Raw genomic sequence first — 14,066 nt, 5'->3', positions numbered from 1 at the left:
CGTGCATACGGCTCTCGGTTGGAGGGTCTGACTTTTTTGCGGGAGCCGTACGCGGCGGACTCGACGTACCGGCACGGCCCGCTCCCACCCCCCACCGCCCACCGCCCACCACCCGGCCCCAAGCCCCGCAGAACCCCTCACACATCAACCCCCACCACCCGAACCCCCACCTCCGCAGCAAACACCCCCGCAAGATCCAACAACTGCGCAGGACTGATCACAGCCCCCGCCAGCCGATCAACCCCCCGCGCGAACCCCACCTCAGCCGCCCGCCGCAGATCCACGTCCGTCAGCGACACCCCGCTGAAGTCCGCCCCCTTCAGCACACAGTCCACGAACTCCACCCGCTCCAGCCGAGCACCCCCGAAGTCCGGCTCGACCAGCACGCACCCCTCGAACACCACATCCCGGATCCGCGCCTCCCGCAGATTCAGGTAGTCGATCTTCCCCCCTCGGAAGACCACCCGCTCCAGCACGGCGCCATGCATCTGCACCCCGCCCAGCCGCGCATCGACCACCTCCACATCCCGGAAGGTCGCCGACCCGAAGTCCGTCCCCACCCCCCGCAACCCGGTGAGCACGGAATCCAGCACCCGCGCATGATGCAGCCGCGTCTCATCGACCGCGCACCCGGTCACCGCGCAGTCCATGAACCGCGCACCCCCACCGTCCTGCCCCACGAAATCCAGCTCGCTGAACAGAAGCCCGTCATAGTCCCCGTCGGGCTCCAGCTCCCCACCCCCGTACGCCTCAAGCGACGGCAACCGCACCTCGGGCCGCCGCGCACCCTTGACCCCCGCGCCCGCCCTCGCCCCAGCCCTCGCCGCTCTGCTCACCATCCCCCCATCCTGCACCCCACCACTGACAACCCCCCTGACCAGCCAAGAAGCCCCGCATGTCACATTCCGAGCCCTCCTACGAGTCGTAAGGACAACGCAAAACACCCCATCGCAAAGGCAAAAAAAGCCATGCACCCCACACCGCACCTCACGATCATCGGCGGCGGCTTCGCCGGCCTCACCGCCGCCATCACCGCCGCGGAAGCAGGCACCAAGGTCACCGTCTACGAGGCCCACCACACCCTCGGCGGCCGGGCCCGCACCGCCGAGGGCCCGTACAAAACCAACGAGGGCCCCCACGCCCTCTACAAGCGCGGCCCCCACTGGACCTGGCTCAAGCAGCGCGGCCTCCTCGGCGAACTCGCCCCGCTGCCACCCCTGGAAGCGACCCGCCTGCGCCTCCGCCACAAGGGCACCCTGCGCCGCACCCCACCCCTCGCCATGCTCAGACTCCTGCGCCGCACACCCCAACAGGCACCCGTCGACCAGGACTTCACCACCTGGGCCACGAGCGTCGCGGGCGAGGAGGGCGCGACGGCCGCGGCCCACTACTCCGCGGTCGCCCTCTTCCACCACGCCCCCGGCACCCTCTCCGCCGCCTTCGTCCAGGAACGCCTGCGCCGCGCCACGGCGTTGCCCCCGGAAGCGCACTACCCCCGCGGCGGCTGGGCGAGCGTGATCGACAAGATGGCGGCCCGCGCCTGGAACCTCGGCGTACGAGTGGAGACCCTCGCCCGCGTCGACACCCTCGACGCCCTGCCCGCCGGCCACGGCCCGGTCATCGTGGCCACCTCCCTCGACGCGGCCCGCGCCCTCCTCCGGGACAGCTCCCTGACCTGGCCGAGCGGCCGTACGGCCCTGCTGGACCTCGCGGTCCGCACCCACCGCGGCGACGCGTTCGCCGTCTCCGACCTGGACGCCCCCGGCTGGATCGAGCGCTTCACGGCCCAGGATCGCACCCTCGCCCCACCCGGTGAACAGCTCCTCCAGGGCCAGTTCCCGATCGCCCCGCACGCGTCACGCGCGGACGGCATCGCCCGCGCCGAACAGCTTCTCGACCTCGCCCTGCCGGCCTGGCGCGAGCGGACCACGTACCGCCGCGAGGCCGTCGCGAACGGCCGCACGGGCGCCGTCGACCTCCCCGGCACGAGCTGGCGCGACCGCCCGCGCGTGGACCGCGGCGACGGCGTCTACCTCGCGGGCGACCAGGTGGCCGCTCCGGGCGTGCTCTCCGAGGTGTCGTTCAACAGCGCGCTGGAGGCGGTGTCCCTGGCCTTCGGGATCCGCACCAGGACAGGCCTTGACCTCAAGCATGCTTGAGGCCGAAAGCTGGGGTGCAGCCACCACACAACGCACCCCAGGGGAACCCCATGCCCACCACGAAGCCCGCCCCGGAACGCATGCACGCCATCCGCCTCCACAGCTTCGGCCCGCCCGAGAACCTCACGTACGAGCGCACGGACGCCCCCCACCCCGCCCCCGGCCAGGTCCGTATCGAGGTCGCCGCCGCGGGCGTACACCTCCTGGACACCGCGCTCCGGGCCGGCGTGCGGGGCCCGTACCCGGAGCTGCCCGCCCTCCCCACGATCCCCGGCCGCGAGGTCGCCGGCACGGTCGAGTCCCTCGGCGAGGGCGTCGCCGCCCTGTGGCTCGGCAAGCGCGTGGTGGCCCACCTGGGCCTCAACCCGGGCGGCTACGCGGAACTGGCCGTCACCGACGTCGACCGCCTCCACGAGATCCCCCGGAACCTCGACTTCGCCCAGGCGGTCGCGATGATCGGCACGGGCCGTACGACGATGGGGATCCTCCAGTTCACCGACCTGACCGCGGACGACGTGGTCCTCGTACCGGCCGCGGCGGGCGGCATCGGCACCCTCCTCGTGCAGTACGCGCGGCACGCGGGCGCCACCGTGATCGGCCTGGCGGGCGGCCCGGACAAGGTGGCGCGCGTCGAGAAGAACGGCGCCGACCTGGCCGTCGACTACAAGGACCCCACCTGGCCGGACGAGGTGAGGCGTTTCCTCGGCGACCGCCCGGCCACGATCGTCTTCGACGGAGTGGGAGGCGACACAGCGCACGAGGCAGTCGCACTCCTCGCCCACCCCACCGGCAGGCACATCGTCTTCGGCTGGTCGGGCGCGGGCCTGCACGACGGCACCCCGTACCTCGTCGAGGGCGTGTCCCGGTCGGTCCTGGGCCCCGCCATGCTGCAGAGGACAGGCGGCCCCAACCCCCTGCGCACCCTGGAACTGCGCGCCCTCACCGAGGCCGCCGAGGGCCGCCTGGTCCCGGACGTCCACCGCTTCCCGCTCGCGGAGGCGGCCACCGCACACCGCGCGCTGGAGACCAGGGCCACCCACGGCAAGGTGGTCCTGGAGCCCTGACCGAGAGGCCCGCCCACCAAGGCTCGACACCACGCAGCGCCACTCAACGCCACTCTCCGCCGCTCAACGCCCCAGCAGAACCCGCGCGATGGCGACCTGGTCCTCGTCCAGCCCCTCGCCCTCCTCGACCTGCCACAGCGAGTTCTGCAGCACCCGCCCCAGCGTCCAGGCCCGCGCCCGCTCCCGGTCCACCCCCAGCACCTCCGTCATCAGGTCGAAGCGGCGCTCCAACGCCCCCTCCTCGCACCGGTTCCAGAGCGCGGGCAGCAGCTCGAAGCAGGGGTCGCCGGCGAGCGGCTTCGGGTCGATGACGAGCCAGGGTTCACGGTCGGCGGCGAGGACGTTCTCGAAGTGCAGATCCCAGTGCAGCAGCCGGTCGCCCGGCTCGCCCGCGACCTCGCGCACGGCCGCCGCGCAGTCCGCGAGGAGCCGCCGGTCGTCCTCCGCGGCGAGGGAGCGCGTCACCGCGGGCAGCCGCTCGAACATGTCCGCGGTGACGGAGTCCAGCCGCCGCAGCCCCGCCGGCGCCGGCACCGCCGTGATCCGCGCCAGCAGTTCGGCCAGGATCGACGTCGCCTTCATCACATCCGGCACGTCGGCCAGCGGCCGGTCCTCGTCGAGCCGTTCCAACAACAGCGTGCCGCTCTCCACGTCCTCGTCCAGCAGCCGTACGACCCCGTCGCCGCCCCAGGTCCGCAGCGCCAGCCCCTCGCCGGCCGTCTCCTCGTCGAGGTCCTGCAGTTTCAGCACGGCCCGGGTCCCGTCGCCGCGCACCACGGGCAGCACCACCGAGACCTGTCCACTCATCGGCGCGCCCTCCTGACGCAGCCCCCACCGCTCCAGAAACCGCCCGCCGCGCTCCAGCAGCCGCTCATATCCCACCTTCACCACCCCCACCCTCTCCAGAACCACGAAATCCGAAGGAGACACCCACCACCCGGAGAAGCTAACGTCACCGCGCATGAGCAGCACGGAGAACGCGGACAGCGTGTCCGAGCCGGACAGCGCGTCCAGCACGGACAGCGCATCCGGCACGGACCGCACGCCCCCCGCGCCCCCCAAACCCCGGACGCCACCCCTGCCGCAACCGCCGCAGCCGCCGCACGCACCGGGCGGGCCCCGCACGACCGTGAACGGCGGCATCTCGTTCTGGTACGCCGAGGAGGGCATCCCCGCCCCCCGCGAGCCCCTTCAGGGTGACGCGAACGCCGACGTGGTGATCGTCGGCGGCGGCTACACCGGGCTGTGGACCGCGTACTACCTGAAGAAGGCCGCGCCCTTCCTGCGGATCACCGTCCTGGAGCAGAAGTTCTGCGGCTACGGCGCCTCCGGCCGCAACGGCGGCTGGCTCTACAACGGCATCGCGGGCCGCGACCGCTACGCGCGCCTGCACGGCCACGAGGCAGCCGTACGCCTCCAGGAGGCCATGAACGCCACGGTCGCCGAGGTCGTCAGGGTCGCCGGCGAGGAGGGCATCGAGGCGGACGTCCACCGGGGCGGCGTACTCGAAGTCGCGTACACACCCGCCCAGCTGGCCCGCCTGAAGGCCTTCCACGCGACGGAACTCTCGTACGGCGAGAAGGACCGCGAGCTGTACGGGGCCCGCGAGACCGCCGACCGGGTCCGGGTCGCGGACGCGGTGGGCTCCACCTGGACCCCGCACGGCGCCCGTCTGCACCCGGTCAAACTGCTCAAGGGCCTCGCGGCGGCCGTCGAGGCGCTCGGCGTCACGATCCACGAGTCGACGCCCGTCACGGAGATCAGGCCCAAGCACGCCGTCACCCCGTACGGAACCGTCCGCGCGCCCTACGTCCTGCGCTGCACGGAGGGCTTCACAGCCTCCCTGAAGGGCAACAGACGCACCTGGCTCCCGATGAACTCCTCGATGATCGCCACCGAGCCCCTGACCCCCGACCAGTGGGAATCGGTCGGCTGGGAGGGCCGCGAGACCCTCGGCGACATGGCCCACGCCTACATGTACGCCCAGCGCACCGCCGACGGCCGTATCGCACTCGGCGGCCGGGGAGTCCCGTACCGCTTCGGCTCGCGTACGGACAACGACGGCCGCACCCAGGCCTCGACCGTCGAAGCCCTCCACGAACTCCTCCTGCGCCTCTTCCCCCAGCTGTCCGGCATCGCCGTGGCCCACGCCTGGTCGGGCGTGCTCGGCGTACCGCGCGACTGGTGCGCGTCGGTCACCCTCGACCGCGCCACCGGCCTCGGCTGGGCGGGCGGTTACGTCGGCTCCGGGGTCGCCACGGCCAACCTCGCCGCCCGCACCCTGCGGGACCTGGTCCAGCGCGACTCGGGCCAGTCGGGCGAGACCGACCTCACCACACTTCCCTGGGTCGGACACAAGGTCCGCAAGTGGGAACCCGAACCTTTCCGCTGGCTCGGGGTACACGGCATGTACGCGACGTATCGAGCCGCCGACCGCCGCGAAGTCACCACCCATGCCGCACAGTCGTCCCGGATCGCGCGTATCGCCGACCGGGTCGCGGGCCGCTGAGAGACAGGGGAACCCCATGAGCACCGCAGTCATGGACACCGTCCGCTACTCGTCCGACGGTCAGCTCCTCGACATCCATCGCGCAGCCGCCCCGGACGCCCCGACGGTCCTGCTCTGGCACGGCCGCGGCCCCGCCGAACGGGACGTCCTCGGCGCCCTCGCCGCGGAGGTCGCCCGCCTCGGGGCCACCGTCATAGTCCCCGACTGGCACCCGGACGCCGAGGACGGCGGCCGTCCCCAGCTCGCCGCGTCCCTGCGCTTCACCTGGGACTTCGTACGGGACCCGGCACAGGTCGTCCTCGTCGGCTGGTCCCTGGGCGGCCGTGCCGCGATGGCCACGGCCCTGCGCCCCGACCCGCCGGAGGGCTGGCGCCCGGCCGCCGTGGTCGGCATCTCGGCCCGCTACAACCAGCCCGAGCCCCTGCTCGGCCTGCCGTCCCCCATGGACGTCTGCGCCTCGGCCCCGCCGCTGCCCATCCACCTGGTGCACGGCACCGAGGACACGGTGTGCGACTTCGCCAACGCGGGCGAGTTCCAGCGCGTCCTGGCCGCCGCCGGACGCAAGGCCCCGCTCACTGAACTCACCACGGACCACCCGGGCGCGGTCATGGCCGAGTACTCCCCGGAATGGGGCCGCTGCCGCCCCGCCCACACGGGCCCGGCCCACCGCGAAGGCCTGCGCACGGCCAGGGTCATCGCCCAGGCGGCAGGCATCCCCACGCAAAAGGCCCGAGCCACCAAGTGACCCGGACCTCTCTGCACCACATCGGGAGCCCCCTGTCGGATTCGAACCGACGACCTACGCATTACAAGCTGTCCGGCCTTATTCCGTAGCGGTCCGGGGACGTCCGGCAATGAGTTCGCCTTGCAGGTCAGGCGACGTGCCGGACGTCCGTGGACGGGTGCGTACCGTGCCGGACTGGGCAGCAATCGAGACTAAAACTGAGACTGGACCTGGCCGCACATCTCCCCCTCCGACGGAAAGACGCTCTGACCAGGCCAAACGCATGCCTGCCATGCCAGAGACATGCTCACCTTCCATGTCTCGTCCGCAACGGGCCAACGCATTCGGCAACGACTCAGCCCGGGAAGCTCGCCAGTCGCCAGTCGCCAGTTAGCCCACGACGGAGCACCGGGGAGAGCCGGCCTCTTCCTACTCGCCGAACCCTGCTGTGCCGAGCGACGGCGGTGTGAGCGCCGTGCACCGCGAGGACACGGCACGTAAGTGTGTGTCCCTTTCAGCCACGATCCTCCGGACCAGTGGGCCATCGTGCGAGACGCACAACCTGGCTGCCAGTGACGCGCCTTCAGCGAGTGGCATGCACCTGTGCAAAAAACGTTGACTTACGCCACCCGGGCACTTTACATAGGCATGGGGTAAACGTCACTTAGGGGGGCGCATGGTCGCGGAGATAGATCTCAAGGCTGCAATCAATGCCGTATCTGACGTTGTACAGAATCGTCCACGCCCGATACGTGAGTTCGATCAAATCTACATGAAGACCGGCGACATGGTCATGCAAAGTGAACTCGTATCCAGTTGGGCGAACGGTAAGCGTCTGGCGTTCATTGGCGACGGAGACTCAATCAGCGTATGCGTCGCCTACTTGCATGCCAAAAACATCGTCGAATACGGCCCTAGCTTGATCACTGTTTTTGATTTCGACGAGCGGATTGTGGGCGCCATAAATAGATTCGCGGATCGCGAACGGCTCGAAAACCTGCAAGCAGTTCTATATAACTGCATAGACGCACTACCTTCCACCAAAGAATTCGAGTGCTTCTACACCAATCCACCTTGGGGAGCCAGCAATAACGGCTCAAGCGTGAACCTGTTTGTTCAGCGCGGTATCGAGGCAGTTCGATATCAAGGTGATGGAATGATCGTGATAGCCGACGACGAGGAACTGGAGTGGCCCGCCGAAGTTCTCTATCAGGTCCAAGCATTCTCGTCCGAGCGCGGATTCTATGTAAGCCGCATGATGCCACGCCTACACGCATATCACCTCGATGACGCACCTGATTTGAAGTCCTGCAACTTGGTGATTAAGTCCCGTCCCAGAAACCCGGCTGGCCCCGTAAGCACTTCAATCCACGACAGCGAACGGCTCGATAACTTCTACGGCCGAGATGCGCAACTAAGGGTTAAGTACGTTCGCGAGAAGAAAAGGGTCGACTACGGCCGCGCCAATGAGAGCGAATACGGCTTCGAACTCGTCGAAGGCAAGGGGGAAGAATGACACTATTCGAGCAGGGAAGCTCGATCCTCTACATGAAGGTTGGCACTCACGCCAAGGAGAGCCTTACCGACATCATCGAGCGTAAGCGGCGTGAGATACAAGAAGAGGGCTTCGCCATGTGGGGCTACGGGGGAAACACTTGCCACCCCATGACTATGGTACAACCGTTCGCCAAAGCTGCAGCGAACCCCATCGTGCTCTGTATGGAGCCAATGCTTTCCAAGCATTTTGCAGAACCAGTACGGGCAGAGGAGTACTCGGAAGACGGCAGAACCTGGAAGCAGGTACCAGACGGGATCGACGTCCTAGGATCCAGATTCGCCCTCTGCATAGATAACCTGAAGGAAGTTGAAGACACACTAAATCTCGCCGAAACTCAGGTCGCCGTCGGGCGGAGCCGCGGGAGGAACGGCAGGGACTATGTGAGAGGCAGGGTTGATAAAGCCTGTCTAGAACTATCCAGCATTGGCGGAGCAGAGCCCAAAGAAGTCCGTGTGGGGCTGACAGCCAATATCATAGCCCCTTACGCCGTGCTGCTCCGTAACTAACCTCACAGCTGGTCGTGCCGGTACAGCAGCGTAGAGGCTTGCGCTCGCATGTATTGCACGTAGCTCAAGAGACCCTCTGCAAACGACTCTGGGCGAGGGTTCGCGCCTTGACATTGAAAGCAGATCGACAGCGCTCTATCAACGTAGGGCTCAGCGCAGATCCTCCGCCGAGTCTCCACAGCGCCTATCCTTTCGGATATCCCTGCGATCACTTGTTCCAGGCAAACGATCCTGCCTTGAAGTTCCGATAGTTCGGTGACTGCTTCCTGAACTATTTCGGCCCCCGCAATGGCTCGTTTGTCTCCAGTAAGCAAGAGCATGGGGCCGCGCTTCACAGAAATTGCACAGAGCTGACTTTCCCCGCTATCTAGCTCCACGCCGGCAGCCACTGCCGACTCTTCAATCAGTGATGCGAGCTGCAACTCATCAGCGGTTGGTTCCAGCTCAACAACGGATGTCAAGAAGTTTTCGAAGTGCTGGATGGCAGACTCTCTGTCGACAATCCTGCCCCGCCGCTCCAAATGCTTCTTGACGACGAACCTGGCTGCCCCGAGGACACCTACACCAGGAAGAGCTTGATCCTCTGTAGCACTCACGGAATCCAGGAGCGAGTAGCAACTACATTTGATCAGGACGTCATTATCCATTGCCCAATCAAGCTGCATCCTCACACCCCATCACACGACTCAGATATTCCTGAGATGAATAGGAGAGAGAGCCCCAATCGAATTGATTAGCCGCAGTTTCGTTGATTTCTCTGCCGACGTCTCGCTCGCCCGGAGGAATAATCTTCAGGGCACCGAACGACTTATCCCATTTCTTCGTAGCGTGACCAAGACACAATGCAATAACTCCCGGATCGACCCTTTCCCTATCAGAGGCGTCAACCGCCGCTTTAGCGAGTTGACTTGAGTTATAGGAAGTAACGTCAGGAAGAATCTGCGGATCCTCTCTTCCTGTCAGCAACTCCAAAGCAAAACGATCAGCTGCCAACTCTTCATCATCTGATTCGTCGATACTCATCGGGTCTGCCATCTCTAGCAGCGCACCATTCGCGCCGAGATGACCAAGAACAATATGACCGATCTCATGAGCGATAATATATGCGGCTTTCGCGGGATATTTAGTTTCCAGCCCTAGCAGCACAGCGAAACGCCCATCCACCTGTACTGTCATCGCGTGCATTCGCTTAGCCTGCAGGGGGAAAACTTGAAGTTGCAGGATAGGGATTCCGAAAGACCAGCAGAAACTGAGAAGATCGACCGGTCCGACGTAACGGCTCTGCTGGAGAATTGCTTCCCTGAGGGTCGCGGCAGTCAGATTACTCGGCAGCACTTCCCCACTGGTCGCCGTAATAGCGCTACGGCCAATCGCCATCCCAAATGAGGCTAGCGCTGCCTCTTCTTCGTCGGATTGCGAACTCAGATTCTTAAATTTGGTCTCATCACGCCACAAAAACTGTGGCGAACCGTCAAAGAGCGCGCGCGGTGAGAGCCCTAGACGGCGAGCTACCGTGAAGGTGAGTTCGGCCGTGGCAGAAACAGATTCCGCCGCTTCGTCACTCCACCATTGGGGCCAAGCGGCGTCAATCGCGGCATTAGCGATCCCGGCCTGCCGCAGCTCGCGCCGTAGCTGTTCAGGTGAAAGGGGCATCGTCCAGCAGCGCCTTTCTTAGCATGAGGTGAGCAGAAGCAGAAGCATTATGCCAGTCAAGTGGAAGCGGTGACTTGCGTCACTGTAGTTGCTAGAGTATCCGCCATGGCACCTTCTGACAACGGCAAGACCCGATCTGCCCTACCAGACGTCTTCTGCTGGACAAAATTCGGCATTGAAGCAGGCGAGGAGACTCAGTCGATCTTCGAACGCAAGGAAGTCGAGCGCCAAAGGAATGGCGGAGTCTTCCTATGGGGCATCGGCAACAGCATCCGGCCGTCTCTTGTAGCACTCCTACAGGAAACTGATGAACCAGAAGTAATTTTCTCACCGATGAAGAGTGCAGCAAATAAGAAAGACATCGCTCCCGAGCGTCTTGCTCTTTGGAGCCAAGCAGAATCTTACGACGGCCTACCCTACAAAATCCCTGATCACTCTTTGGTCACCAGCAGAGCCAATTATGGTGATTCGCGCTCCGCGCATTTTGCGCTTGTATGTGAGTCTCCCACACCAATCTCGGGAGCGAGCTGCACGGTCGACGATAGCTATTCGATCCGCCTCGGCGAACTAACGAACCTGCGCACGGGGTCAATCCTCGGGTCATCGCAAGTAACCTCCGTGGTCCGTCGCACATCGTCCGCCGATTCAAAAGTATCTACCGGCTCCTACTCCGTGGCAGTTCGAGCACGGTTGGTCTATCCATACTTTGTGCGCTTGACGGTACCCCTACCCATTCCTGATTCTTTGCGGCTTGACCGGCTGGGAATGGAGACGGTCGATCACGTAATGGACGAACTCCTAGAACACCGGAGGACCGCGACTGAAGCCATGGGTAACGGCGCCCATCAGTTGATGCTGGTATAGCTCAAGCTCACGTGATCTAGTAGGGCAGACGAATAGAGCCGCTAGCTCACTCAGCGGTGCTTGCGGGGGCGCGGCCCACGGCGAGCAGATGGGAACTGGCGGCAAGCAGCTCCGGATACGGTTCCGCCATCCGTGCCGCTGCCAACGCGGAGGCAATCAGGTCATCCGTCGGCCCCTCGCCGGGCTGCTGCTCGACAGCCTTGACGAGCGACCAGGCAGGTCCCTCGACGCCGAAGACTTCTACATCGATGAGCCCGGCTGCACGAAGCTCATCGACTAGCTCCTCTGCTCGGTGGAAGTACGCCAGGGTGAAGTGGGGGCCCTCATGTACCGCCGTTCGCAGAATCTTCGACACCGGCTCATGCATGCGGTCCGTGTGTAGGTGCGCGTACGTGACGTGCTCGAACAGGGAGGCATAGCGGTTGATCGCTGCTGCCGCTACGAGACCTCCCGGCTTGACCACACGCCTCGCTTCAGCGAGCGCCTGACGGCGGTCCACCGCGCTGGGCAGGTGGTAGAGCGGTCCGAGCAGTTGGACCACGTCATAGCTGCTGTCGACCGCGTCCAGCGCTCGCGCGTCTCCAAGTGATGCCTCGCAGATGGCCGACGCCTGCTCGACATGGCGAGGGATGGGATCCACCAGGGAGACGCTGTAACCGTCTTCGGTCAACCACTCTGCATGCACCCCGGTACCGCCGCCAACGTCCAGCACGGTCGCGGGCGCGGGCGGAAGGAAACGGCGCAAAAGCTCCTGCGTTCGGGCCAACTCAAGACGTCCATCCGCTGAGCGATGCAGGCGCTTGCTCTCATCCACGGTCTCGCCGTAGAAGCGCAGAACAGAGGGAGCCAATCCGAGATTCGACATAACGGCAGTATGCTGTGTACCGGTGGACCAGTCCAGCGAGGAGATACCGAGCAAGAGAGGCAGTCATGGCGCTACTGAAGTATGAGGAGATCGCGGAATCGCTCCGTGCCCGCATTGCCGGCGGAGAGTTCGCGCCGGGTGAGATCGTGCCCTCCGGGCGTGACCTGGCAGAACAGTGGTCGGTCTCTCGTGCGACTGCCATCAAGGCGGTGGACGTGCTGCGGAACGACGGCGTTGTCGTGGCCAAGCAGGGGACTGGCTTCGTGGTGACAGAAAAGCCTGTTGCGCGACCTGCGGGCGGGCGGCGAGCAGGGTCCGCCCGCGTGAGTGGCGGCATGCCGTTCCTGCGTGTCGGTGAGCCGGATTGGGCAGAACCGCCGGCACGTGTGGCGGCCGTGCTGGGACTGGACCCGGGCGTCTCGACGCTGCGACGCATCCGGATTCACCAACTCCCGGACGGGAGTCCGCACAGCTACGCGGAAGCATGGTTCCCGCCCGAGATCGCGGAAGCCTCCCCACGGCTCGCTCAGACCGCCCCCATCCCGGAAGGGACCACGCGCTACGTCCGCCGGCAGACCGGCCGCTTTCCCTCGGAGGGGGTGGATGTGACCACGGTCCGCTTGGCCACGGAGGAGGAAGCTCGCCACTTGGGGCTACCTGAAGCGGCGCCGGTAGCCGTGGTCTTGCACACCGCCTACGACCAAGAGGGGCGCCCGCTCGTGTGCGAGGAAGGGGTAACGCCCTCCTCTCACTATGAGCGAGTGGAGACCTATGCGATGTAGGCCAGAGTGACCCATGAGAGAGCTGGACCGGTCAGCCGGTCCAGCTTTTTTCATTTCTTTTTCGCCCTCTGAGCTGCAGTGATGCCCAAATGGCGGTAGGACGTGCGGAGTTGACGCTTGACTGGACCGGTCCACCGGTCCAGTCTTTGAGTGTGCCCGGAGGAAAGCCCGCAGGGGTGAGTACGAAGGAAGCGCTAGTGCCTTGACAACTGCACACAGGGAACTGCCGGTAACCCGTGGTCCGCCTGCCCGAAGGGGTCGGAAACAAGGTGGAGAAGACCGGTGCGCGTGGGCTCAGGCCCGGGCGCGATACATCGCAGTTGACCTCTCCCGCAGCTCTAGCGCTGCGGGCCGGTTGCCTCCGCTGTTCGTCTCGTACGAGCAGCGCTGAGGGGAGCCGGATCTTTCCGACTTCAGCGGCGGGCGGCCCCGGAGGTGCAACTCCGGGGCCGCTGTTACGGGCCGTTCCACTGACTAAGGAGACACGACCCATGAAGCACATCGTTGCTGATCAGGCGGTTGTTACCGCCGACGTTTTCGACCGTGAGCCGACGGCTGCGGAGCTGGACGCGATCGAGCGGGAGATGCCCGTCATTGAGGCGAACATTGAGCTGTTGGACGCGCAGATCATCACGCTGGACCGCATCCCCACCGACCTGGACGCGCGGCGTATCCGCCGGGCCCGCCGCAAGGTTCTCGCCGCTCGCCTCGCGGCGGCGAACCTGACCACGATGCGCATTCCGGGGGTGGGCGCATGAGCACCCCGCAGACGCTCGCCGCCGCTCACGCGGAGGTGAAGGCGGAGATCGCGCGGACCGACACCAAGACCGGCCTGTTGCTGGCGTTCGTTGGCGCGGTCCTCGCCGGTTCGTGGACGGTCGCCAAGGATGTCCCCCTGACTGTTCCCGCCTACGTTGCGGGTGGTTTCGGCATGGGGCTGCTGGTCGTGGCGGCGGGTCTGCTGCTGCGGTCGGTCCGCCCCAACCTGCGGGGACGCCACGGTTTCCCCCTGTGGGCCACCCTCACCGCCGACCAGATCACCGCCACCCTGTGCGAGGACAGGGCGGCGGACATTGCAGGGCTGTCCCGCCTCGCGGTCGCCAAGTTCACCGGCCTGCGCCGCGCGGTCGACCTCACCTGCGTCGGTGGAGCCCTGCTCATCCTCGCCACGCTGCTCGCCCTCGGGGGTGCGGCATGAATGCCACCTCTTCCCGTCAGGGTGTCGCCCTGATGCTGATCGTGGCGGGTGCGCTGGTCATGGTGACCGCCACCGCCGTCCTGCTCGTGACACACGAACCGCTGATCCGGTTCGTGGTCGCCACGGGCGGGGCCGTCCAGATCCCCGGATGGCTCCTGCACCTCCGACGGCACCGGCCGTCGGA

16 protein-coding genes are annotated in these 14,066 nt (G+C 65.9%); 11 read left to right on the top strand and 5 right to left on the bottom strand.

Going from position 1 to position 14,066, the window contains the following annotated elements; genetic code table 11:
* Positions 1-137: 137 nt before the first annotated feature.
* Complete coding sequence (locus ACFWGJ_RS32325) at positions 138-839, bottom strand: pentapeptide repeat-containing protein (protein ID WP_381832689.1); 702 nt, start codon at positions 837-839, stop codon at positions 138-140.
* A gap of 129 nt (positions 840-968) precedes the next feature.
* On the opposite strand from ACFWGJ_RS32325, the gene ACFWGJ_RS32320 reads away from it, so the two are divergent.
* Together ACFWGJ_RS32320 and ACFWGJ_RS32315 are read left to right on the top strand one after the other, a co-directional pair.
* Positions 969-2,159: an NAD(P)-binding protein gene (locus ACFWGJ_RS32320; protein WP_381832686.1), complete on the top strand. Its 1,191-nt coding sequence runs from the start codon at positions 969-971 to the stop codon at positions 2,157-2,159.
* Between the two features lie 80 nt (positions 2,160-2,239).
* Positions 2,240-3,223: a zinc-binding dehydrogenase gene (locus tag ACFWGJ_RS32315; protein WP_387331778.1), complete on the top strand. Its 984-nt coding sequence runs from the start codon at positions 2,240-2,242 to the stop codon at positions 3,221-3,223.
* A 63-nt stretch (positions 3,224-3,286) separates the two neighbouring features.
* Here ACFWGJ_RS32315 and ACFWGJ_RS32310 read toward each other — a convergent pair whose 3' ends face one another.
* Positions 3,287-4,111 (bottom strand): aminoglycoside phosphotransferase family protein, encoded by an 825-nt coding sequence (locus ACFWGJ_RS32310; RefSeq protein WP_387331775.1) that lies wholly within the window; start codon positions 4,109-4,111, stop codon positions 3,287-3,289.
* Between the two features lie 241 nt (positions 4,112-4,352).
* Here ACFWGJ_RS32310 and ACFWGJ_RS32305 point away from each other — a divergent pair, with 241 nt between their 5' ends.
* The 4 genes from ACFWGJ_RS32305 (at position 4,353) to ACFWGJ_RS32290 (ending at position 8,520) form a co-directional block, all read left to right on the top strand.
* Entirely contained in the window at positions 4,353-5,732 is a 1,380-nt protein-coding gene (locus ACFWGJ_RS32305) for an NAD(P)/FAD-dependent oxidoreductase (RefSeq protein WP_387331776.1), read from the top strand.
* Between the two features lie 16 nt (positions 5,733-5,748).
* Positions 5,749-6,477 carry an alpha/beta hydrolase gene (locus ACFWGJ_RS32300; RefSeq protein WP_387331773.1) on the top strand — a complete coding sequence of 243 codons (729 nt, stop codon included), beginning with the start codon at positions 5,749-5,751 and terminating at the stop codon, positions 6,475-6,477.
* 655 nt (positions 6,478-7,132) lie between these two features.
* On the top strand, positions 7,133-7,972 hold the full coding sequence (locus ACFWGJ_RS32295; protein ID WP_387331771.1) for a bis-aminopropyl spermidine synthase family protein: 840 nt from the start codon (positions 7,133-7,135) through the stop codon (positions 7,970-7,972).
* Positions 7,969-8,520 carry a hypothetical protein gene (locus ACFWGJ_RS32290; protein ID WP_381834673.1) on the top strand — a complete coding sequence of 184 codons (552 nt, stop codon included), beginning with the start codon at positions 7,969-7,971 and terminating at the stop codon, positions 8,518-8,520. The genes ACFWGJ_RS32295 and ACFWGJ_RS32290 overlap by 4 nt, the downstream gene beginning before the upstream one ends.
* Positions 8,521-8,522: 2 nt before the next feature.
* Here the strand turns inward: ACFWGJ_RS32290 and ACFWGJ_RS32285 are convergent, their stop codons facing one another.
* The gene (locus ACFWGJ_RS32285) at positions 8,523-9,116 is read right to left on the bottom strand and encodes a hypothetical protein (RefSeq protein ID WP_387331769.1); all 594 of its coding nucleotides are present in this window, start codon (positions 9,114-9,116) and stop codon (positions 8,523-8,525) included.
* Positions 9,117-9,174: 58 nt separating this feature from the next.
* Positions 9,175-10,173 (bottom strand): ImmA/IrrE family metallo-endopeptidase, encoded by a 999-nt coding sequence (locus ACFWGJ_RS32280; RefSeq protein ID WP_387331768.1) that lies wholly within the window; start codon positions 10,171-10,173, stop codon positions 9,175-9,177.
* 105 nt (positions 10,174-10,278) lie between these two features.
* On the opposite strand from ACFWGJ_RS32280, the gene ACFWGJ_RS32275 reads away from it, so the two are divergent.
* Positions 10,279-11,037, top strand: a complete 759-nt coding sequence (locus tag ACFWGJ_RS32275; protein ID WP_387331766.1) for a hypothetical protein — start codon at positions 10,279-10,281, stop codon at positions 11,035-11,037.
* Between the two features lie 46 nt (positions 11,038-11,083).
* Here ACFWGJ_RS32275 and ACFWGJ_RS32270 read toward each other — a convergent pair whose 3' ends face one another.
* Positions 11,084-11,902, bottom strand: a complete 819-nt coding sequence (locus ACFWGJ_RS32270; RefSeq protein WP_381832740.1) for a class I SAM-dependent methyltransferase — start codon at positions 11,900-11,902, stop codon at positions 11,084-11,086.
* A 65-nt stretch (positions 11,903-11,967) separates the two neighbouring features.
* Between ACFWGJ_RS32270 and ACFWGJ_RS32265 the strand changes: the two genes are divergently transcribed.
* The 4 genes from ACFWGJ_RS32265 to ACFWGJ_RS32250 all read left to right on the top strand — a co-directional run.
* Positions 11,968-12,684: a GntR family transcriptional regulator gene (locus ACFWGJ_RS32265; RefSeq protein WP_381832743.1), complete on the top strand. Its 717-nt coding sequence runs from the start codon at positions 11,968-11,970 to the stop codon at positions 12,682-12,684.
* A 491-nt stretch (positions 12,685-13,175) separates the two neighbouring features.
* Positions 13,176-13,442: a DUF6284 family protein gene (locus tag ACFWGJ_RS32260; protein WP_387331763.1), complete on the top strand. Its 267-nt coding sequence runs from the start codon at positions 13,176-13,178 to the stop codon at positions 13,440-13,442.
* Positions 13,439-13,882 carry a Pycsar system effector family protein gene (locus ACFWGJ_RS32255; RefSeq protein WP_387331761.1) on the top strand — a complete coding sequence of 148 codons (444 nt, stop codon included), beginning with the start codon at positions 13,439-13,441 and terminating at the stop codon, positions 13,880-13,882. Before ACFWGJ_RS32260 ends, ACFWGJ_RS32255 begins: the two co-directional genes overlap by 4 nt.
* A partial coding sequence (locus ACFWGJ_RS32250; protein WP_387331759.1) for a hypothetical protein occupies positions 13,879-14,066 on the top strand: 188 nt, incomplete at its 3' end. The genes ACFWGJ_RS32255 and ACFWGJ_RS32250, both read left to right, overlap by 4 nt.

Source organism: Streptomyces sp. NPDC060205 (assembly GCF_042728395.1).
In the GTDB taxonomy this organism is placed as follows: domain Bacteria; phylum Actinomycetota; class Actinomycetes; order Streptomycetales; family Streptomycetaceae; genus Streptomyces.
This window is presented reverse-complemented; position numbering and strand designations above follow the sequence as displayed.